The sequence below is a fragment of the Clostridium sp. MCC345 genome, from assembly GCF_018785345.1.
Taxonomy (GTDB): Bacteria; Bacillota; Clostridia; order Lachnospirales; family Anaerotignaceae; genus Anaerotignum_A; species Anaerotignum_A faecicola.
In genome coordinates this window covers 82,327-101,633 of the sequence record NZ_WQPP01000017.1, presented here as the reverse complement: position 1 = coordinate 101,633, position 19,307 = coordinate 82,327, and the positions used below count along the sequence as shown (strand labels likewise).

Below are 19,307 nucleotides of genomic sequence, written 5' to 3'. Positions count from 1 at the left end.
CCTTTGTTATACTATTGTCAATACCTATCGTGAAAAATCACGATAAATTTCAGTATAACCGAATAAAGGAGAATCATCATGTTAAAAGGGAAAACTGTTGTTCTGGGTGTAACAGGCAGCATTGCTGCGTATAAAATGGCAAATGTGGCAAGCATGCTCGTGAAGCTGCATGCGGATGTGCATGTGATCATGACGGAAAATGCCTGCCAGTTTATTACGCCTGTTACCTTTGAAACACTGACCGGCAATAAATGTATGGTAGATACCTTCGACCGCAATTTCCAGTTCCATGTGGCACATATTTCCATCGCGAAAAAGGCGGATGTGCTTCTGGTTGCGCCTGCTTCCGCAAATGTGATTGGCAAGCTGGCAAACGGCATTGCGGATGATATGCTGACGACAACGGCTATGGCCTGCACCTGTCAAAAAATCGTTGCGCCTGCCATGAATACCAATATGTATCATAACCCCATTTTGCAGGATAATCTGAAAAAGCTGGAGGGCTATGGCTTTACGGTGATTGCGCCCGAAAAGGGACTGCTTGCCTGTCGGGATATCGGGGATGGAAAAATGCCCTCTGAGGACGTTCTGGTGGGGCATATCCTGCGTGAAATCGCGCATGAAAAAGACCTTGCCGGCATGAAAGTGATTGTCACCGCAGGTCCGACACAGGAAAGCGTAGACCCTGTGCGTTATATTACAAACCACTCCACAGGAAAAATGGGCTATGAGCTGGCGAAGGCGGCAATGCTGCGCGGCGCGGAGGTAACACTTGTCAGCGGTGTGACAAATCTGGAGCCCCCTATGTTTGTGGATTATGTGCAGGTAAAGAGCGCAGGGGATATGTTTGAGGCAATGAAGTCTCGTTTTCTGGATAACGATATCATCATCAAGGCGGCGGCGGTTGCGGATTATAAGCCCAAAAGCTACAGTGATGAAAAAACAAAGAAAAAGGACGGCGAAATGTCCATCGAGCTGGACAGAACACAGGATATTCTGAAATATCTGGGCGAGCATCGCAGAGAAGGTCAGTTCTACTGCGGCTTCTCCATGGAAACCCAGAATATGCTGGAAAATTCCCGCGTGAAGCTGGATAAGAAGAATATTGATATGGTTGTCGCCAATAACCTTAAGATTGCAGGCAGTGGTTTCGGCACGGATACGAATGTGGTAACGATGATTTCCAAGGAGGAGGAAATTCAGCTGGAGCTTCTGAGCAAGGCTGAGGTTGCACATAAGATTCTGGATGAAATTTTGAAACTGAAGGCAATGAAGGGCTGAAAACAGAATGGCTGGAAATAGAATAGCTCTGTCGCATGGAAGGTCTGCGGCAGGGCTTTTCTTGCGAAATAGGCAGATTGCATAAAAAAGAGACGGAATTTTTGTATGCGATAACGTCTGTTTTATTCGTAAAAACGGTCAAAACAGATTGACAAAGACAAATGCAAATGATACAGTAACAGTAGAAATGCGTCATAACGCACGCATTTGCGCCATTGACCTTCGATGGCGGTTGGTTCGAACCAAGGAGGAAACACATGGATGCGATGAGCAGCAGAATCTCGGAAAATCTCAGACAGATTCGGAAGGAAAAGAAGCTTAGCCTTGACAGCATGGCAGAGCAGACGGGAGTCAGTAAAAGCATGTTGGGGCAGATTGAAAGAGGGGAATCCAGCCCCACGGTGGCAACGCTCTGGAAGATTGCGACTGGGCTGCATATTTCCTTTACCGCTCTTTTGGAGGGCAGGCAGACAGAAACCCAGCTCATCCAAAGGGGCGAGGTTTCCCCGCTTTTGAGCGATGAGGGGCGGTTTCGGCTGTTTCCCTTTTTTCCCTACGATGCAGAAAGAAGATTCGAAATGCTCAGCATTGAGCTGGAGCCGGGCACTCGCTCGGAATCTGTTCCCCATGAGGATGGAACAGAGGAATTTGTACTTGTTTTTGAAGGCGCACTGCGGCTGACTGTGGATGGTGTGGAATATGTGGTAGAGGCGGGCGAAGGGATTCGCTATCTTGCCAATAAGCCCCATGTTTATGAATGTCACGGCACGCAGAAGACAAAAATCTGTATGGTCATTTATTATGACAAATAAAAAATAACCGTTATAACGGATTTTTTGCGCCGAAGCGAAGAAAGGGCTAGGTGAATCAGATGAGCATTACACCCAGAATTGAGAAAATCCGTCAGAACTATATCAATACCAAGCCGTCCATTTCCTATGAACGCGCAAGAATCTGGACAGAATCCTTCAAAAGAACGGAAGGCATGCCTGCGCAGATTCGTACCGCACAGGCGTTTTATGATACCTGTAATGAGCTTTGCGTCAATATTTTTGAGGGCGAGCTGATTGTCGGCGCAAGCGGCGAATATCGCAAATGCGGCATTTTGACACCCGAATTTGCGTGGAAATGGGTCGATGATGAAATGGATAACTTTCCGAGCCGTCCACAGGACCCCTATGAAATGACGGACGAGCAGAGAGCCTATATCAGAGAAAATATCTTCCCTTATTGGAAGGGAAAATCCGTTGAGGATGCTTTTCTGGCGCGCACCTCCGCGGAAACAAAGAAAATCGGCGTAGATACGGGCTTTGTGGATACCGACTCCAAATGGCGCAACGGCATCGGCGAAATGTCCCCGGACTATGTGGATCAGCTGTTCCCCAAGGGCTTCGGCGGCATTAAGAAGGAAGCAGAGGGCTACATGGCAGAGCTGAACGAAGCGATCCCCGAAGAAAAGGATAAGCTGATTTTCTATCGTTCCATCGTTCTGGTTTGCGATGGTATCGTGCGTCTGGCAAACAGATATGCCGAAAAGGCAAGAGAAATGGCGGCAGAGGAAAAGGACGAAGCGAGAAAGGCGGAGCTTCTGGAAATTGCGGCAACCTGTGAAGCCGTTCCCGAAAATCCCCCGAAATCCTTCCGTGAGGCAATCCAGTTCACATGGTTCGTACAGCTGGGCGGCATTATCTCCGAAAACCCTCTGGCATTGAACCCCGGACGCTTCGACCAGTATATCTATCCTTATTATAAAACAGATTTGGATGCAGGCAAAATTGATTACGATACCGCACTGGAACTGGTAGAGTGCCTGTGGCTGAAATACAGCGAATGGGCTTGGACGATTTCCGCAAACACAGCGGACTTCTTCGCAGGCTATACCAACTTTGAAAATCTGACCGTCGGCGGCACCACAAAGGACGGCAGGGATGGCACAAATGATATTTCCTATATGGCAATTCAGGCAACGAAGGAAACGAAATGCCATCAGCCGACCCTGAGCTGCCGTATCCATGCGGATTGTCCTCCCGCATTTATGGAGGCAGTGACAGACCTTGTTTCCACAGGCAGTGGCTTCCCTGCAATCCATAGCGACAGAACAGGCTACGAAATGCTCCGTAATCTGGGCTATGAACCTGAGGACGCAAGAGACTGGAATAACTGCGGCTGTGTTGTACCTCATTCCAGAAAGACCTTTGAATGGACCTCCTCCTGCAATATCAGCTTTGCGGCGGCATTGGAATTTGCGCTGAATGAAGGCAAGAGCCGCCTGACGGGTGAACAGGTTGCCCTGCCCGAAAAAGACCCGAAAACCTTTACCTCCTATGAGGAAATCGAGGCTGCGTTGTTCAGACAGTTCTCCTATATGGTAAAGCATGGCGTGATCAGCCTGCTGACTGCGCAGAAAATCCATAAGGAACAGGCACCCCGTCCGTTCCTGTCCGCCTGCAATGAATATTGCGTGAAAAACGGCAAGGATCTGGTGGACGGCGGCGCAAAATACAACATCGGGCCTGTATTCACAGGCGTTGGGCTTTCCGTTACGGCAAACTCTCTGGCTGTAATCAAAAAGCTGGTATTTGAAGAAAAGAGCGTAACGCTTTCCGAATTGATTGATGCACTGAACAACAACTGGGAAGGCTATGAAGCCCTGCGTGCAAAGGCGCAGGCGGTACCCAAATACGGCAATGACGATGATTATGTGGACAGCATTGCGAAGAAGCTGGCAGATTATTTCTATCATGATGTAACATCCTATAAGGATATCTACGGGCATCATTTCGTAACGGCGTTCATGGGTATTTCCAACTACCTGCCGACCGGTAAGGTGCTTGGCGCAACACCCGACGGCAGAAGGGCGAAGGACCCCATCAACGAGGGCGTTTCCCCTTATACCGGCACAGATACCTCTACCTGCCTTGCGGCACTGCGTTCCTCCGCAAAGCTGAATCACGATATTCACAGCGGCGGCACACTGCTGAACCTGCGTCTGAATCACGATTTGGTTGCAACAAAGAGAGGGCGCGCAAACCTTGGCGCAATGCTCCAATCCTATTTTGCACTGGGCGCATTCCATGTGCAGTTCAACACCATTTCCAACGAGGTGCTGAAGGATGCACAGGCGCATCCCGAAAATTACAGAGACCTGCTGGTTCGTGTGGCAGGCTACAGTACGCAGTTTGTCAATTTGTCGAAATCCATGCAGGATTCCATCATGGCAAGAAACGCACATGAGGAATTTTAAGACAGCATAAAAATTGCCGCAGATGCAAAGCGTCTGCGGCTGTCGATGAAAAAGAAAGAAAGGGAATGGCTATGAAGGGTTATCTGATGCAGATGCAGCCGTTTTCCGTCAATGACGGGGATGGGATTCGTACCACGATTTTTCTGGCAGGCTGTCCGCTGCACTGCAAATGGTGCGCGAATCCGGAGGGACTGAGGCAGCACCCTGTTGTCGGCTTTTACGCAAGGCTGTGCATCGGCTGCGGCGCGTGTGCGGCGGTCTGTCCCAAGGGAATCGGCATTGACCTGAATGCAGAACGGGGAAAATGCGTCAGCTGCGGTGCATGTGTGGCGGCTTGTCCCAAGGGGGCAAGAAAAGCGCTTGTTTCTCTGGCGGATGCGGATGAAATCATTGCGGAAGCGGCAAAGCATCAGCTTTTTTACCGCAATTCCGGCGGCGGCATTACCTTTTCCGGCGGCGAAGCAACGGCGCAGCCTGAGCTTCTGGAGTATCTTTCCTCCCGTCTGTATGATATGGGCTTCAGTCTGGATATAGAATCCTGCGGCTATTTTGAATTTGAACGGGTACGCAGCTCTCTGGAACGGATGGATTTGATTTTTATGGATTTGAAGCACATGGATTCTGCCCTGCATGAAAAATTTACGGGTGTTCCCAATGAACGGATTCTGGAAAATATCAAGCGGCTGGCGGAGCTTTCGGCAAGAGTGGTCATTCGGATTCCGACGATTGAGGGCGTGAATGCGGATGAGGAAAATATCCGCAAAAGCGGCGAATTTGTGAAGAAATATCTGCCGCGCGCCGAAATGGAGCTTCTGCCGTATCATAAATTTGGCTTTGGGAAATATGAGGCACTGGGGATAGATTTGCCCGATGCCGCATTTGGAACTCCCACAAAAGAAAAAATGGAGCATCTGAAGGGGATTTTGCGGGAAATCGGCATTTCTCTTGCGGACTTCAAATAAACAAAAGAAACAGACATCCTGTCACAGGTGGGCGCACCTTCCTGACGGGATGTCTGTTTTTATCTGTTTTTGCCTTATATATGATAGTATTCGTATTTCTTGACGAAGCAGAAGCCTGTTGCCCCCGGACCGGTGTGGGTGGAGATGGTCGCGCCAATCTGGAAGGGAGGCAGGAATTCCATGCCGGGAACCGTTTCCTGCAGCAGAGCATAAAAGCTGTCCATATCGTCCCAGATGGTATTTGTGCCGGGCATTGCGATATAATGTGCGGGATTTTCGCCGGTTTCCTTGAAATGCTTTGCGGTGATGGATGCAATCTGTGCAAGTCCTTTTTTTCTGGCACGGCAGATACCGCCTGCGCAGATTTCGCCGCCCTTTAAAATGATGATGGGCTTGATTTTCAGAAGTCCTGCGGAAATGGTAGCAACCTTGCCGATGCGTCCGCCAATCTCAAGATAGCTTAAATCCCCGACCATGAAATGAATGCGGGCATCCTCTCTTGCTTTTTCCGCGTATGTAATCACCTCATTCAGAGATTTTCCGTTCTTCTGCATCCGCGCCATTTCCATCAGAAGCAGGGCCTGCGCGCCTGTTGCCACCCAGGAATTGATGACGTGAATCTGCGCATGAGGGAATTCCTCCTCCAGCATGGATTTTGCCGTTACCGCAGATTCCAGAGAGGCGGTCAGCGTGCGCGTCATGGTGATGCAGATGATGTCCTTGCCTGCTTCGAGGGCAGGGCGGAATGCATCCATATAATCCTGAATGGAGGGCAGGGAGGTTTTGGGGTAGCCCTTTTCCTCTGTCATATAGCGAAAATATTCCTCTAAAGAGATTTCTTGAATTTCCTTATAATAAGTTTCATGGTCTATCGAAATATAAAAGGGAATCAACCCGATTCCTAATTCCTTTGCCTTTGCAAAGCCGATATCACAGGCACCATCGCTGAAAATTTGATACTCTGCCATACTATTCTCTCCTTACCTTCAGACGTTCAAATGATTCTGCGGAAATGGTCTTCCGCGGTGGTCTTGCTATACTATAACAAATCAGAACGGAAATTTCAACATCAGAAACACATTATGTAGTATAAAAAACCACAAAATATTGTTTGTGCATGAAAGCACTGCGTTTCTGCTGCTTTTTTGCAGAAAAAATGACAGGATTTTCTGTACGGGAATTTAACGGGAGAGAAGGGAAAGAACTCCTTGCCAAACAAGAAAAAATAAGTTAGACTAAAATAAGGGGAAGTACCCCCAAAAAGAAAAGGAGGTGAAAACATGAAACGAGTATTAGAGCTGATTATAAGCTTGATTGCAACAGCGGCGACCTATGCGTTAATGCATGTAGTGCTTTTTATGGACTTATTCAAATTTCAACATAAATTGCCGGTATATGTACCTACGGTGATAGCGGTAATTGTCGGACTTATATTTTATTTTCTACTTGCTACGCCATTGGCAGGTCTGCTCCTGAAACGGCTGAATCAGACAGAGGAACGCCTTTCCAAAATGAACTTGAAGGAGCTTTCGCTTTCCGTTATCGGCTGTATTGTCGGGCTGGTTCTGGCGAACCTCATCGGCATGGCATTCAATGGCTTTGGCGCACTTGGCACGTTTATCGTGGTGCTGTTGAACATCCTGTTCGGGATTCTGGGGATTCGCGTTGCCAGAAGAAAGAAGGATGATGTGAACGTGCGTACGCTGAAGGAGGTGCTGATGACAACCCCTCCCAGCACGGCGGAGGATTCCATTTACGGCAGACCGAAAATTCTGGATACCAGTGTTATCATTGACGGAAGAATTCTGGATTTGCTGCAAACAGGCTTTATCGAAGGGAAAATCATCATCCCTGATTTTGTTCTGGAGGAGCTGCGCCATATTGCGGATTCTGCGGACAGCCTGAAGCGTCAAAGAGGGCGCAGAGGTCTGGATATTCTGAACGAAATTCAGAAGCAGCTGGCAGTTCCTGTAGAAATTCAGAGCTTTCATCCCGGTCAGCAGATGGAGGTGGATTCCATGCTGCTGAAAATGGCGGACAGCATGGATGCCTTCGTGGTGACGAATGACTTTAACCTGAATAAGGTTGCGGAATTTCAGGGCGTGCGTGTGCTGAATATCAATGAGCTTTCCAACGCGGTGAAGCCTGTGGTTTTGCCGGGAGAAGAAATGGTGGTTACCATCATCAAGGCAGGCAAGGAAGCAGGACAGGGCGTTGCGTATCTGAACGACGGCACGATGATTGTGGTAGACGGCGGCAGTAAGCACATCGGCGAGACGATTACGGTGATTGTGACGAGCGTATTGCAGACAGCGGCAGGACGTATGATTTTTACAAAAATGATTGCTGCGGCATAAATAAAGAGAGCAAAAGTGCGAAATCAGCCTGTTTGATTTCGCATTTTTGCTGAATCGGGAGGAAAAAAAGATGAGCATCAGTACGGCTGTGATTGTAGCGGCAGGAAAGGGCAGACGCATGGGAACGGAAATCAGCAAGCAGTTTCTGCCCCTTTGCGGAAAGGAAATTCTTGCACATACGGTTGAAAAATTTGAAAAAGCGGCGTGTATTCGGGATATCATTCTGGTGACAGGAGGAGATGCCCTGCAGGATGTGCGGCAGATGGCGCAGGAATACGGCTGGAAGAAAATCATTTCCGTAACGGAGGGGGGAAAGGAACGGCAGGATTCTGTATTCCTTGGCTTGCAGCAGGTGCCGCAGGATACGGAAATTGTGCTGATTCATGATGGTGTGCGTCCGTTTGTGACGGAGGAAATTCTGGAACGCTCCATTGCGGCGGCAAAGGAGACAGGCGGCTGTGTGGCAGGGGTGCCTGCGAAGGATACGATTAAGGTATGCGATGCGGAGGGTTTTGCGATTGCCACGCCGGACAGAAGTACCCTCCGGCAGATACAGACTCCGCAGACCTTCCGCCGAAAGGAAATTCTTGCGGCATACGAAAAAGCGAAGGCGGACGGCTTTCTGGGAACGGATGATGCCTCTGTTGCGGAGCACAGCGGCTTTCCTGTGCGGGTTATCATGGGCAGCTACCGCAACATCAAAATCACGACAAAAGAGGATTTGCTGATTGGCGCGGCATTTTTGAAGGAGGAAACCGAATGAAAACAGTGACGATTTATACGGACGGCGCATGTTCGGGCAACCCAGGCCCTGGCGGCTATGGCGTTGTGCTGCTGTATGGCAGTGCAAAAAAGGAGCTTTCCGCAGGCTATCGTCTGACAACAAATAACCGCATGGAGGTGCTTGCGGTTATCAAAGGACTGGAAGCATTGAAGGAGCCTTGCAGGGTGAACCTCTACAGTGACTCGAAGTATGTGGTGGATGCGATAGAAAAGGGCTGGGTTGTGAAATGGCGGCAGAACGGCTGGATGCGGAACAAAAAGGAGAAGGCTTCAAATGTTGACCTCTGGGAGCGGCTGCTTTTGCTGCTGGAAAAGCATCAGGTGACCTTCCTCTGGGTGAAGGGGCATGCGGACAACCCCGGCAATGAAAGATGCGATGAACTGGCGCGGATGGCAATCCAGAACGGAGCCCTGCAGGAGGACGAAAATTATGGGAAAATGTAATGCTTTGTCGAGCGAATCCCAAGTGATTCACTGGAAATCGGATTGACACTGACGGAAATTTATGCTAATATCAAACTGTAACAAATTTTTATCTATCTCAAGTAGGAGGATTTTAAAGAATGAAAAAAGGTACAGTAAAATGGTTTAACGCAGAAAAAGGTTTTGGTTTCATCTCCGTACCTGGTGAAGACGATGTATTCGTACATTTCTCCGCAATTCAGGCTGAAGGCTACAAAACACTGGAAGAAGGCCAGGAAGTTGAATTTGAAGTAGTACAGGGTGCAAAAGGCCCTCAGGCTGCAAACGTAACACGTGCTTAATCGATTTTCTTTATTTGACCTAAGTGCGAAAGCATTCAGACATATATTTGAGCTTGGTTATGCAACAAAGAGGCTCTCCGTCAGGAGAGTCTTTCTTTATGCCGAAAAAGTGTATTTTTTTGGAAATTATCGGCAGATGGGGGCGTTTTTTTCTTTGGAATCGTTGCATCCGAGAAAATGGTGTGCTACAATTAAGTGTCACACAGAAGATAATGTAAAAGAAAAACTTGAAACGATTGGAGTAATTCTAAATGAGTCAGAATATTGAAAATATCAGAAACGTAGCGATTATTGCCCACGTTGACCACGGCAAAACCACATTGGTGGATCAGCTGCTCAGACAGAGCGGTATCTTCCGTTCCAATCAGGAGATACAGGAAAGAGTCATGGACAGCGGCGATATTGAACGGGAAAGAGGGATTACCATTCTTTCCAAAAACACAGCCGTAAACTATGGCGATACCAAAATTAACATCATTGATACCCCCGGACATGCCGATTTCGGCGGCGAGGTAGAGCGTGTGCTGAAAATGGTAGACGGCGTTGTGCTGGTGGTGGATGCGTTTGAAGGCCCTATGCCCCAGACAAAATTCGTTTTGCGCAAGGCATTGGAGCTGAATCACCCTGTTGTTGTTTGCGTAAATAAGGTGGACAGACCCGAAGCACGCCCTGATGAGGTTGTGGATGAGGTTCTGGAGCTGTTCATGGAGCTGGATGCAAACGAAGACCAGCTGGATTCTCCCTTTGTATTCGCATCTGCAAGAGGCGGCTATGCGTCCGAGGATGCCAATGCAAGAGAAGGGGATATGAAGCCCCTGTTTGAAGCAATCATCAACCACATTCCTGCACCCAAGGGGGACGTGCATGCACCTGCACAGGCTCTGATTTCCACGATTGACTACAGCGAATATCTGGGCCGTATCGGCATCGGTAAGATTGAAAACGGCGTACTGCGCGTCAATGACGAGGTTGTCGTTCTGAATATGCACAATGCGGAAACACAGAAAAAGGTTCGTATCACAAAGCTGTACGAATTTCAGGGCTTGCAGAGAGTGGAGGTAAAGGAAGCGAGCGTCGGCAATATTGTTGCGCTTAGCGGCATTGAAAATATCATGATCGGGGATACCATCTGTTCCCCCGAAAAGCCCGAACCTCTGCCCTTTGTGAAGATTTCCGAACCCACACTGGCAATGAATTTCTCTGTAAATGACAGCCCCTTCGCAGGGCAGGAGGGGAAATATGTTACCTCCAGACAGATTCGTGACAGACTGTTCAAGGAGCTGAATACAGATGTCAGCCTGCGTGTAGAGGATACGGATAATTTGGACAGCGTGAAGGTTTCCGGCAGAGGGGAGCTGCATCTTTCCATTCTGATCGAAACACTCCGCAGAGAAGGCTACGAATTTCAGGTTTCTAAGCCGGAGGTGCTGTTCAGAGAGATTAACGGCAAGAAATGCGAGCCTATGGAGGCGGTAACGATTGACGTTCCTGAGGAATTTGTCGGCAATGTTATCGAAAAGCTGGGCAGCAGAAAGGGCGAAATGACAAATATGTATCCTGCAAAGGGTGGCTATACCAGACTGGAATTTTCTATTCCTGCAAGAGGTCTGATTGGCTACCGCAGTGAATTTATGACGGATACCAAAGGCAACGGCATTATGAACTCCCTGTTTGATGGCTACGAACCCTATAAGGGGGATATCGTGACCCGTTCGCAGGGCTCTCTGGTTGCGTTTGAAAGCGGCGAAGCAATCACCTATGGTCTGTATAACGCGCAGGAACGTGGGGATCTGTTCATTGGCGCAGGCACAAAGGTTTACGAGGGCATGGTTGTCGGCAGAAATGCCCGTGCGGATGATATGGATATCAACGTATGCAAGAAAAAGCAGCTGACAAATACCCGTGCGAGCGGCTCTGATGATGCGCTGAAGCTGACACCGCATATCACGATGTCTCCGGAGCAGTGCATGGAATTTATCAGTGATGATGAGCTGCTGGAGGTAACACCCCAGAATCTGCGTATGCGGAAAAAGATTCTGGATAATACCCAGCGCAGAAAGGCGAAAAACCGCGCAAACAGCTAAGAAGCGGTTCTGATTAGGATTTTTGGGAAAGAGGTGCACCATGGCGGCAAAAGCGAAGAAAAAGGGCGGCAGCTTCGTAAAACAGGCGGCAATTCTGGCGGCAGCCAGCCTGCTGGTACGTTTTTTGGGCTTTATATACCGTTGGCCCTTAACCAATATGATTGGGGACGAGGGGAATGCGATTTATGCCGGCGGCTACTATATCTATACCTTTCTGCTGATTTTGTCCTCGGCAGGACTGCCTGCGGCAATTTCTAAGCTGGTTTCCGAGCGAATCGCACTGAAGCAATACCGAAACGCACACCGCGTCTTTCAGGCGGCATTGGTGATTTCCACCTGCTTTGGCACGTTCTTTGCAGTTGTGATGGGACTTGGCGCACACCGACTGGCAGATATGATTGATATTGCGGACAGCTATTATTCCCTGCTGACGCTTTGCCCGACTTTGGTGATTGTTGCTATCATGTCCGTATTCCGCGGATATTTCCAAGGGATGCGTACCATGGTGCCGACCGCGATTTCTCAGATTGTAGAGCAGGTGTTCAACGCCTTTTTCAGTGTGTATCTGGCATGGGTGTTTATGAGCATCAATATTCCGGAAGGGATGACGAAGAACATTCCTCTGGCATCTGCCGGTGGTACGATGGGGACGGGCATTGGCGCTTTGGCAGGTCTGGTTGTGGTGGTCTTTGCCTACTGTCTGATTCGCCCGTATCTGCTTTGGAGAGCAGAGCGATGCAAGCAGCCCTACGAGGAAACGAAGCGTGAGCTGATGGGCAGAGTTTTGCAGACGGCATGGCCCATCATCGCAGGTACGGCGGTATTCAGCATTACCAACCTGATTGATATGGGGATGGTGGTAAGAATTTTGCAGCAGATTGGATTTTCCGAAGCGAACGCAAAGGCTTTGTACGGACAGCTTTCCGGGAAATATGTCACGCTGACCACACTGCCCGTTACGATTTCTACGGCGGTTGCAACAGCGGCTTTGCCGAGCATTGCCACATCGGTAAAATTGAAGGAGCGGAAGCAGGTACGCAGAAAAATGGCGCTGACCTACCGCATTTCCATGATTATTTCTGTGCCTGCGGCGGTTGGTATCAGTGCGCTTGGGCCGCAGATTATCCACATGCTGTTTCCCAGTGCAAGCGACGGCGGTACACTGCTGACGGTTGGCGGTGTTTCGATTATCTTCCTTGCGCTCTGCCAGACCTCTACGGGGATTTTGCAGGGGATTGGACATATTAAGGTGCCCGTGGTCGGTGCGATTCTGGGTGCCATTACAAAGGTGATTCTGAACATGGTTCTGATTCGGATTCCTTCTATTAACGTTCTGGGGGCGGTGCTTTCCACAACGGGCTGCTATCTGGTTGCAGGCGTTTTTGATGTAATCATGCTGAGCAGACTGACGGGAACGAAATTTGATATCATGGGTAGCTTTCTCAAGCCGATTATCGGCTCTGCTGCCATGGCGGCGGCAACACTTGGCAGCTATCATGTGTTCTATCAGCTTTTGCAGAGCAACACCATCGCGACACTGCTTGCAATCTGCATTGCGGTTGCGGTGTATGGTCTGGTGATGCTGCTCATCAAGGGTATCGTGGAGGAGGACTTGCAGACAGTGCCCGGCGGCGGCAAGCTGATTCGCGTTTGCAGACGGCTGCATTTGTTATAAAAACAGAAATCCACCGAATGATTTTGCGGAAGATTCGGTGGATTTTTCTATAAAAAAGGATTTTTTTGGATACATTTTGAAAAAATATAAAATCTGTTGTTGACAGAAAGAATATCCTGTGGTAACATGTAAAAGTCGCTGAACAAAAGCGGTAAAAAATATCGAGGCGTGGCTCAGCTTGGTAGAGCGCTACATTAGGGATGTAGAGGTCGCAGGTTCAAATCCTGTCGCCTCGATTTTTATAAAAGATTTATAAAAAAATTCTTTCGGAAGCTTTTGAAAGAAGAAAAAAGAATTGACAGGAATATAATCCTGTGGTATCATAATTAAGCCGCTGAATAAGCGGTAGGAATATCGAGGCGTGGCTCAGCTTGGTAGAGCGCTACATTAGGGATGTAGAGGTCGCAGGTTCAAATCCTGTCGCCTCGATGGCAGTTTAAGAGACGAATATGATTCGTCTCTTTTTTCATATTCGGCAGTGATTTGAAAAAAATTGGAAAAAGAGAGAATCGGCACGACCTACGGAGGTGAACCGTTTATGACCGACCAGAACGAGGCACGATTGGTCAAGAGGGCGAAGCAGGGGGACATGCACGCCTTTGAGGAACTCATTTTACAGCATGAAAAGATCGTTTATAACGTGGCACTGCGCATGATGAACCACAGCGAGGATGCGAAGGATATTTCGCAGGAGGTGTTTCTGAAGGCGTATCGGAATATCGGAAATTTTGACGAACGGTCGCAGTTTTCTACATGGATTTACCGCATTACGGCGAATACCTGCATTGATGAAATGCGAAAGCGGAAGGGCAGGCAGAGTTTTTCGCTAGAGGAAGAGCTGGAAGGCGAGGAAGGCAGCATGCAGCGGCAGGTTGCGGATGCGGGCGAAACACCGGAGGAAAGCATGCTTCGAGAGGAGCAGAAAAGCGAGGTTTTACAGGCATTGGAGAGCCTTTCGCCGGAGCATAAGGTGGCGGTTATCCTGCGGGATATCAAGGGGCTTTCCTACGAGGAAATTGCGGAGATTCTGGAGCTTACGCTGGGAACGGTGAAGAGTCGTATTTCCCGTGGGCGAAATCAATTAAAGCAGGAAATTTTAAAATTACGGGAACAAGATGCACATTTTATTCGTCATAAGAGAGGAAAGGAGGGAAGGCAATGAATTGTGATAAAGTGAAAGAGCTGCTCTGGGCGTATTTGGAAAACAAAACCACGGCAGAGGAAACAGCAGAAATCGAAACGCATCTGGAAGGCTGTGCGGCTTGCAGAGAAGAGCTGGCGCAGCAGAAGGAAATGAAAAACGCTTTGGCGAGCCTTCCTGACGAGGAACTCCCTGAAGGCTATCATACAGAGCTGATGCAGAAGCTGCAGGCGGAACGCAAGATTGTGCCTTTCCCTGCAAAGAAGAAGCATGGCTGGAAGCAGATGAGCATGATCGCGGCGGCGGTGCTTGTGGTTGTGGTGGCAGGCGGCACGAGGGGGATGCTGGAAATGCGGCAGAACCAGAACGAGGAGATAGAGCAGATTCTGTTTGAGAATACTGCGCTGACGGCGGATACGGGCGAGGAAGCGGCAGAACAGATTGCGGCGGACAGCGCGACAGAGAACAATGCGGCGGAAAAATCCGATACCAAGGAGGATTTTTCTGAGCAGGAAACAAAGAAGGTAAAAAAACCTGTTTCGCAGAAAGTAGCACCAAAAGAAACAACTCCGAAAGAAACAACTCCGAAAGAAACAACTCCGAAGGAAACGGCAAAGTCTTTTCTGCCGGAGGGAGCGGCAACCATGCCGAAAGCAGCTTTATATGCAAGTGAAGCGGAAAATGCGATGGACAGCGAGACATTGGTGAGCGGCACACGCGCTGCGGACAGCGATGCGGCGGACAGCATGACACTTCAGGTGGCGGAAAAAGAGACAGCCTTGCAGGCAATTCGTAAGAGCATAGAGGAAGCCGGCGGTTATGAGGGAAGCAGTGTGGATGATGTGATTCAGGCGGTGATTCCTGTGGCAAATTATGCGGATTTTCTGGAGCAGGTCGGCAAGCTGGGCGAAATACAGGCGCTTTTCCAAGGCGAGGCGGACGGTGCATCGCACACAATCAGCATTTCGGTAACGGAAAAATAAAAAGGGACACGGTGGATTTTTGCGAGAAAAGCCGTGTTCTTTTTTTGCTGAAATTTTCTTGGGGACAGAGAATTTTGATATGTTTTGCAAAAAATAGCTTGACAAATCTCTGACAAACGCATATACTGGTCTCGTAAATAAATAGAATCTTCAGGGCAGGGTGAAAGTCCCTACCGGTGGTACAGCCCACGAGCCGCAAGGCATGATTCGGTGAAACTCCGAAGCCGACAGTATAGTCTGGATGAAAGAAGATGGATGAACGTAGGAAAAGTGTTTCTTTTCTGTGTCTTTTTGAGATATCTGCTCTGGATTGTTTTTGAACATTCCGGAGCTTTTCTTATTTGGGCACAGGGAGTCTTTTGGTGTGTGTTTCTGATGCTCTGAGCGATTCTGTTCGGAGCATTTTTTATTTTGTATTTTTGAAATCTGTCTGGAGGGATTCTATGAAGGATTCAGAATATATGGAGCTTGCACTCATGCTTGCGAAAAATGGGCTCGGATGGACGGCACCGAACCCGATGGTAGGGGCAGTGCTTGTGAAGGATGGTGAAATCATCGGTCAGGGGTGGCATGAAAAATGCGGTGAGCCGCATGCAGAGCGAAACGCATTGGCAAATTGCAAAAAATCGCCGCAGGGAGCGACGCTTTATGTCACATTAGAGCCTTGCTGCCATCAGGGTAGACAGCCGCCCTGTGTAGATGCCATTCTGGAGGCAGGCATTCGGCGCGTGGTGGTCGGTTCGGCAGACCCCAATCCGCTTGTGGCAGGAAAGGGAATTCGGATTTTGCGAGAGCATGGCATAGAGGTAACGGAGCACATGCTGGAGGAGGAATGTGATCGCTTGAATGAGGTGTTTTTCCACTATATTCAAACAAAGCGTCCCTTTGTGGTAATGAAATATGCGATGACGATGGACGGAAAAATTGCAACCTACACAGGTGCATCCAAATGGATTACATCGGAAACGGCAAGAGCACATGTGCAAGAGCAAAGGCATAAATATACTGCAATTATGGTGGGTGTGGGAACGGTATTGGCAGATAATCCCATGCTGAATTGCAGGATGGAGGGCGGAAAAAATCCGATTCGCATTATTTGCGATACACACCTTCGCACACCGTTGGATACGCAAATTGTTGCAACGGCGAAGGAAATACCGACCATCCTTGCAACCTGCTGTGCGGATAGGGAAAAACAGGAGGCATATCTGGCGGCAGGCTGTCAAATCCTACAGGTGAACGAAAAAAACGGGCATGTTGATTTGCAGGAATTGATGCAAAAATTAGGTGAGCGGGAAATTGACAGCATTCTGATAGAGGGTGGCGGCACACTCCATTGGACAGCATTGGAGGAAGGCATTGTGCAAAAGGTACAGGCATATATCGCACCGAAATTATTCGGCGGACGGACGGCAAAAACCCCCATCGAGGGGCAGGGCGTTGCAACGCCGGCGGAGGCATTTTATTTAAAGAACAGCAAAATCATTCCTCTGGGAGAGGATTTTCTGATAGAGAGCGAGGTGAGCAGAGATGTTCACGGGAATTGTTGAGGAAATCGGAAGGGTTGAGAGAATCAAGCACGGACAGCATTCTGCGGTCTTGACCATTCATGCGGATACGGTTTTGGAGGGAACCAAAATCGGTGACAGCATTGCGGTCAACGGCATTTGCCTGACGGTAACAGAGCTATTTTCGCATGGCTTTTCCGCAGATGTGATGCACGAAACGCTGAACCGTTCCTCTCTGGCAGGGCTGACAATGGGAACGCCTGTGAATCTGGAAAGAGCTATGGCGGCAGACGGACGCTTTGGCGGGCATATCGTTGCAGGCCATGTAGACGGTGTGGGAAAGGTGATCCGCGTGCGTCGGGATGATACAGCCATTTGGTATACCATACAGGCGAAGGCGGAGCTGATGCGATATATCGTTGAAAAGGGCTCCATAACCATTGACGGCATTAGCCTGACAGTGGCGGAGGTCGGAGAAAGCGAGTTTTCCATTTCTGCCATTCCGCATACGGTCAGCCAAACCATTTTGAAGAACCGCAGAGAAGGCGATTTGGTAAATCTGGAAACGGATATCATTGGAAAATATGTAGAAAAGCTGATTTGTCCGAAAGCAGAGCAGCAGCCGAAAAATACAATTACAATGGATTTTTTATCGAAATACGGATTTTAAGGAGGAGAATACATCATGCAGTTTAACACAGTAGAGGAAGCGCTGGAGGAATTGCGCAACGGCAAAATCATTTTGGTAACAGATGATCCCGATAGGGAAAACGAAGGGGATTTCATCTGCGCGGCAGAATTTGCAACCACAGAAAACATCAACTTCATGGCATGCTATGGCAAGGGCTTGATTTGTATGCCTATGTCTGAGGAATATGTGCGGAAATTGCGGATTCCGCAGATGGTACAGCAGAATACGGATAATCACGAAACAGCATTTACGGTTTCCATCGACCATGTGGCAACCACAACAGGCATTTCTGCGGCAGAACGCTCTATCACAGCGCTTGCATGCGTTTCGGATGATGCAAAGCCTGAGGATTTCCGCAGACCGGGTCACATGTTCCCTCTCCTGGCAAAGAAAAACGGCGTTCTGGAACGGGAAGGGCACACCGAAGCAACCGTTGATTTATGCAGACTGGCAGGCTTGAAGGAATGTGGGCTGTGCTGCGAAATCATGCGTGAGGATGGTACCATGATGCGTACGCCTGAGCTGATGAAGCTGGCAAAGCAATGGGATATCAAATTCATTACCATTCGGGATTTGCAGAATTACCGCAAATGCCATGAAAAGCTGGTAGAACAGAAGGCAGCTGTTAAAATGCCCACGAAATACGGTGATTTTATGGCGTATGGCTTCGTCAATCTGCTGAATGGCGAGCATCATGTAGCACTGGTAAAGGGCGATATCGGCGATGGCAAGGATGTGCTTTGCAGAGTTCATTCCGAGTGCCTGACAGGGGATACCTTCGGCTCCCTGCGGTGCGACTGCGGACAGCAGTTTGCCGCTGCTATGACGCAGATTGAAAAGGAAGGGCGCGGCATCCTGCTTTATATGCGGCAGGAGGGGCGCGGCATCGGCTTAATCAATAAGCTGCGCGCCTATGAATTGCAGGAGCAGGGTATGGATACCTTGGAAGCAAATCTTTCCCTTGGCTTCAAGGGCGACCAGAGAGAATACTATATCGGCGCACAGATTCTGCGCGAATTGGGCGTAAAAAGCATGCGTCTTTTGACCAACAATCCCGATAAGGTATATCAGCTGGAGGAATTTGGGATTGAAATTACAGAGCGCGTGCCGATCCAGATGGATGCAACAACACATGATTTATTCTATCTGAAAACAAAACAGGAACGCATGGGGCATTATCTGAAATATTAAAGAATCTGAAATATTAAGGAAAAAATGAAAGAAAAGAGGGAATAAAAATGAAAACATTTGAAGGTAAACTGGTATCGAAGCAGATTAAAATCGGTATTGTAGCGGCAAGATTCAACGAATTTATCACAGCAAAGCTGTTGAGCGGCGCGATGGACGGTCTGGTGCGGCATGATGTAGCGGAAGAGGATGTCAACGTGGCATGGGTGCCCGGCGCATTTGAAATTCCCCTGATTGCATCCAAAATGGCGAAAAGCGGCAAATATGATGCTGTGATTTGCTTAGGCGCAGTGATTCGTGGCTCCACCAGCCATTATGATTTTGTCTGCAACGAGGTTTCCAAGGGGATTGCGGCGGTTTCTCTGGAAACAGGCATTCCTGTGATGTTTGGCGTGCTGACAACGGAAAACATCGAACAGGCGATTGAACGTGCCGGCACAAAAGCAGGCAACAAGGGCTACGATTGTGCGGTCAGCGCGATTGAGATGGTAAACCTGATTCGGGAACTGGAGAAATAAAAGGGCTCTTCGGATATAGATTTGGCAAATAGGCTGCTTCTGCTATTAAATAGGTAGAAACAGCCTATTTTATTGTAGAAAAAGCGGAAAAAGACAAATGTCCACTAGACAGAATGCACAAAAACGTG

Annotated in this window: 17 protein-coding genes, 2 tRNA genes and 1 riboswitch; of the genes, 18 read left to right on the top strand and 1 reads right to left on the bottom strand. The window is 48.7% G+C overall.

Annotated features, from left to right (window positions below; translation table 11 throughout):
• Positions 1-78: 78 nt before the first annotated feature.
• The 4 genes from coaBC (at position 79) to GPK49_RS04605 (ending at position 5,487) form a co-directional block, all read left to right on the top strand.
• A complete protein-coding gene (coaBC, locus tag GPK49_RS04620) occupies positions 79-1,281 on the top strand; it encodes a bifunctional phosphopantothenoylcysteine decarboxylase/phosphopantothenate--cysteine ligase CoaBC (RefSeq protein ID WP_016408026.1) in 1,203 nt (400 codons plus the stop codon).
• A 257-nt stretch (positions 1,282-1,538) separates the two neighbouring features.
• A complete protein-coding gene (locus GPK49_RS04615) occupies positions 1,539-2,093 on the top strand; it encodes an XRE family transcriptional regulator (RefSeq protein WP_215676888.1) in 555 nt (184 codons plus the stop codon).
• 59 nt (positions 2,094-2,152) lie between these two features.
• Positions 2,153-4,525: a pyruvate formate lyase family protein gene (locus tag GPK49_RS04610; RefSeq protein ID WP_215676887.1), complete on the top strand. Its 2,373-nt coding sequence runs from the start codon at positions 2,153-2,155 to the stop codon at positions 4,523-4,525.
• Between the two features lie 65 nt (positions 4,526-4,590).
• The gene (locus GPK49_RS04605; RefSeq protein WP_318283836.1) at positions 4,591-5,487 is read left to right on the top strand and encodes a glycyl-radical enzyme activating protein; all 897 of its coding nucleotides are present in this window, start codon (positions 4,591-4,593) and stop codon (positions 5,485-5,487) included.
• Positions 5,488-5,561: 74 nt separating this feature from the next.
• Here the strand turns inward: GPK49_RS04605 and GPK49_RS04600 are convergent, their stop codons facing one another.
• Positions 5,562-6,455 (bottom strand): DegV family protein, encoded by an 894-nt coding sequence (locus tag GPK49_RS04600; RefSeq protein ID WP_215676886.1) that lies wholly within the window; start codon positions 6,453-6,455, stop codon positions 5,562-5,564.
• A 312-nt stretch (positions 6,456-6,767) separates the two neighbouring features.
• Between GPK49_RS04600 and GPK49_RS04595 the strand changes: the two genes are divergently transcribed.
• The 14 genes from GPK49_RS04595 (at position 6,768) to ribH (ending at position 19,179) form a co-directional block, all read left to right on the top strand.
• Complete coding sequence (locus GPK49_RS04595) at positions 6,768-7,844, top strand: PIN/TRAM domain-containing protein (RefSeq protein WP_016408021.1); 1,077 nt, start codon at positions 6,768-6,770, stop codon at positions 7,842-7,844.
• A gap of 70 nt (positions 7,845-7,914) precedes the next feature.
• The gene (gene ispD, locus GPK49_RS04590; RefSeq protein WP_215676885.1) at positions 7,915-8,607 is read left to right on the top strand and encodes a 2-C-methyl-D-erythritol 4-phosphate cytidylyltransferase; all 693 of its coding nucleotides are present in this window, start codon (positions 7,915-7,917) and stop codon (positions 8,605-8,607) included.
• The gene (gene rnhA / locus GPK49_RS04585) at positions 8,604-9,071 is read left to right on the top strand and encodes a ribonuclease HI (protein WP_016408019.1); all 468 of its coding nucleotides are present in this window, start codon (positions 8,604-8,606) and stop codon (positions 9,069-9,071) included. Before ispD ends, rnhA begins: the two co-directional genes overlap by 4 nt.
• 119 nt (positions 9,072-9,190) lie before the next feature.
• On the top strand, positions 9,191-9,391 hold the full coding sequence (locus tag GPK49_RS04580; RefSeq protein WP_004036546.1) for a cold-shock protein: 201 nt from the start codon (positions 9,191-9,193) through the stop codon (positions 9,389-9,391).
• A 251-nt stretch (positions 9,392-9,642) separates the two neighbouring features.
• A complete protein-coding gene (typA, locus tag GPK49_RS04575; protein WP_215676884.1) occupies positions 9,643-11,475 on the top strand; it encodes a translational GTPase TypA in 1,833 nt (610 codons plus the stop codon).
• A 40-nt stretch (positions 11,476-11,515) separates the two neighbouring features.
• Positions 11,516-13,150 (top strand): polysaccharide biosynthesis protein, encoded by a 1,635-nt coding sequence (locus GPK49_RS04570; RefSeq protein ID WP_215676883.1) that lies wholly within the window; start codon positions 11,516-11,518, stop codon positions 13,148-13,150.
• 162 nt (positions 13,151-13,312) lie between these two features.
• Positions 13,313-13,386 (top strand) — tRNA-Pro (locus GPK49_RS04565).
• A gap of 119 nt (positions 13,387-13,505) precedes the next feature.
• Positions 13,506-13,579: transfer RNA gene (locus tag GPK49_RS04560), tRNA-Pro, on the top strand.
• A 109-nt stretch (positions 13,580-13,688) separates the two neighbouring features.
• Complete coding sequence (locus GPK49_RS04555; protein ID WP_215676882.1) at positions 13,689-14,312, top strand: sigma-70 family RNA polymerase sigma factor; 624 nt, start codon at positions 13,689-13,691, stop codon at positions 14,310-14,312.
• Entirely contained in the window at positions 14,309-15,274 is a 966-nt protein-coding gene (locus GPK49_RS04550) for a zf-HC2 domain-containing protein (RefSeq protein ID WP_215676881.1), read from the top strand. Before GPK49_RS04555 ends, GPK49_RS04550 begins: the two co-directional genes overlap by 4 nt.
• Before the next feature lie 142 nt (positions 15,275-15,416).
• Positions 15,417-15,531: riboswitch (FMN riboswitch) on the top strand.
• 186 nt (positions 15,532-15,717) lie between these two features.
• On the top strand, positions 15,718-16,824 hold the full coding sequence (gene ribD / locus GPK49_RS04545) for a bifunctional diaminohydroxyphosphoribosylaminopyrimidine deaminase/5-amino-6-(5-phosphoribosylamino)uracil reductase RibD (protein ID WP_215676880.1): 1,107 nt from the start codon (positions 15,718-15,720) through the stop codon (positions 16,822-16,824).
• Complete coding sequence (locus GPK49_RS04540; protein WP_215676879.1) at positions 16,805-17,452, top strand: riboflavin synthase; 648 nt, start codon at positions 16,805-16,807, stop codon at positions 17,450-17,452. Before ribD ends, GPK49_RS04540 begins: the two co-directional genes overlap by 20 nt.
• A 15-nt stretch (positions 17,453-17,467) precedes the next feature.
• Entirely contained in the window at positions 17,468-18,664 is a 1,197-nt protein-coding gene (locus GPK49_RS04535; protein ID WP_016408012.1) for a bifunctional 3,4-dihydroxy-2-butanone-4-phosphate synthase/GTP cyclohydrolase II, read from the top strand.
• A 47-nt stretch (positions 18,665-18,711) separates the two neighbouring features.
• Positions 18,712-19,179, top strand: coding sequence for a 6,7-dimethyl-8-ribityllumazine synthase (gene ribH / locus GPK49_RS04530; protein ID WP_016408011.1), 468 nt, complete (start codon positions 18,712-18,714; stop codon positions 19,177-19,179).
• The last annotated feature ends 128 nt before the right edge of the window (positions 19,180-19,307 follow it).

Bases quoted from the DNA above. Each gene is read 5' to 3' on its own strand.
- coaBC (WP_016408026.1), top strand. From the start codon at position 79: ATGTTAAAAGGGAAAACTGTTGTTCTGGGTGTAACAGGCAGCATTGCT.
- GPK49_RS04615 (WP_215676888.1), top strand. From the start codon at position 1,539: ATGGATGCGATGAGCAGCAGAATCTCGGAAAATCTCAGACAGATTCGG.
- GPK49_RS04610 (WP_215676887.1), top strand. From the start codon at position 2,153: ATGAGCATTACACCCAGAATTGAGAAAATCCGTCAGAACTATATCAAT.
- GPK49_RS04605 (WP_318283836.1), top strand. From the start codon at position 4,591: ATGGCTATGAAGGGTTATCTGATGCAGATGCAGCCGTTTTCCGTCAAT.
- GPK49_RS04600 (WP_215676886.1), bottom strand. From the start codon at position 6,455: ATGGCAGAGTATCAAATTTTCAGCGATGGTGCCTGTGATATCGGCTTT.
- GPK49_RS04595 (WP_016408021.1), top strand. From the start codon at position 6,768: ATGAAACGAGTATTAGAGCTGATTATAAGCTTGATTGCAACAGCGGCG.
- ispD (WP_215676885.1), top strand. From the start codon at position 7,915: ATGAGCATCAGTACGGCTGTGATTGTAGCGGCAGGAAAGGGCAGACGC.
- rnhA (WP_016408019.1), top strand. From the start codon at position 8,604: ATGAAAACAGTGACGATTTATACGGACGGCGCATGTTCGGGCAACCCA.
- GPK49_RS04580 (WP_004036546.1), top strand. From the start codon at position 9,191: ATGAAAAAAGGTACAGTAAAATGGTTTAACGCAGAAAAAGGTTTTGGT.
- typA (WP_215676884.1), top strand. From the start codon at position 9,643: ATGAGTCAGAATATTGAAAATATCAGAAACGTAGCGATTATTGCCCAC.
- GPK49_RS04570 (WP_215676883.1), top strand. From the start codon at position 11,516: ATGGCGGCAAAAGCGAAGAAAAAGGGCGGCAGCTTCGTAAAACAGGCG.
- GPK49_RS04555 (WP_215676882.1), top strand. From the start codon at position 13,689: ATGACCGACCAGAACGAGGCACGATTGGTCAAGAGGGCGAAGCAGGGG.
- GPK49_RS04550 (WP_215676881.1), top strand. From the start codon at position 14,309: ATGAATTGTGATAAAGTGAAAGAGCTGCTCTGGGCGTATTTGGAAAAC.
- ribD (WP_215676880.1), top strand. From the start codon at position 15,718: ATGAAGGATTCAGAATATATGGAGCTTGCACTCATGCTTGCGAAAAAT.
- GPK49_RS04540 (WP_215676879.1), top strand. From the start codon at position 16,805: ATGTTCACGGGAATTGTTGAGGAAATCGGAAGGGTTGAGAGAATCAAG.
- GPK49_RS04535 (WP_016408012.1), top strand. From the start codon at position 17,468: ATGCAGTTTAACACAGTAGAGGAAGCGCTGGAGGAATTGCGCAACGGC.
- ribH (WP_016408011.1), top strand. From the start codon at position 18,712: ATGAAAACATTTGAAGGTAAACTGGTATCGAAGCAGATTAAAATCGGT.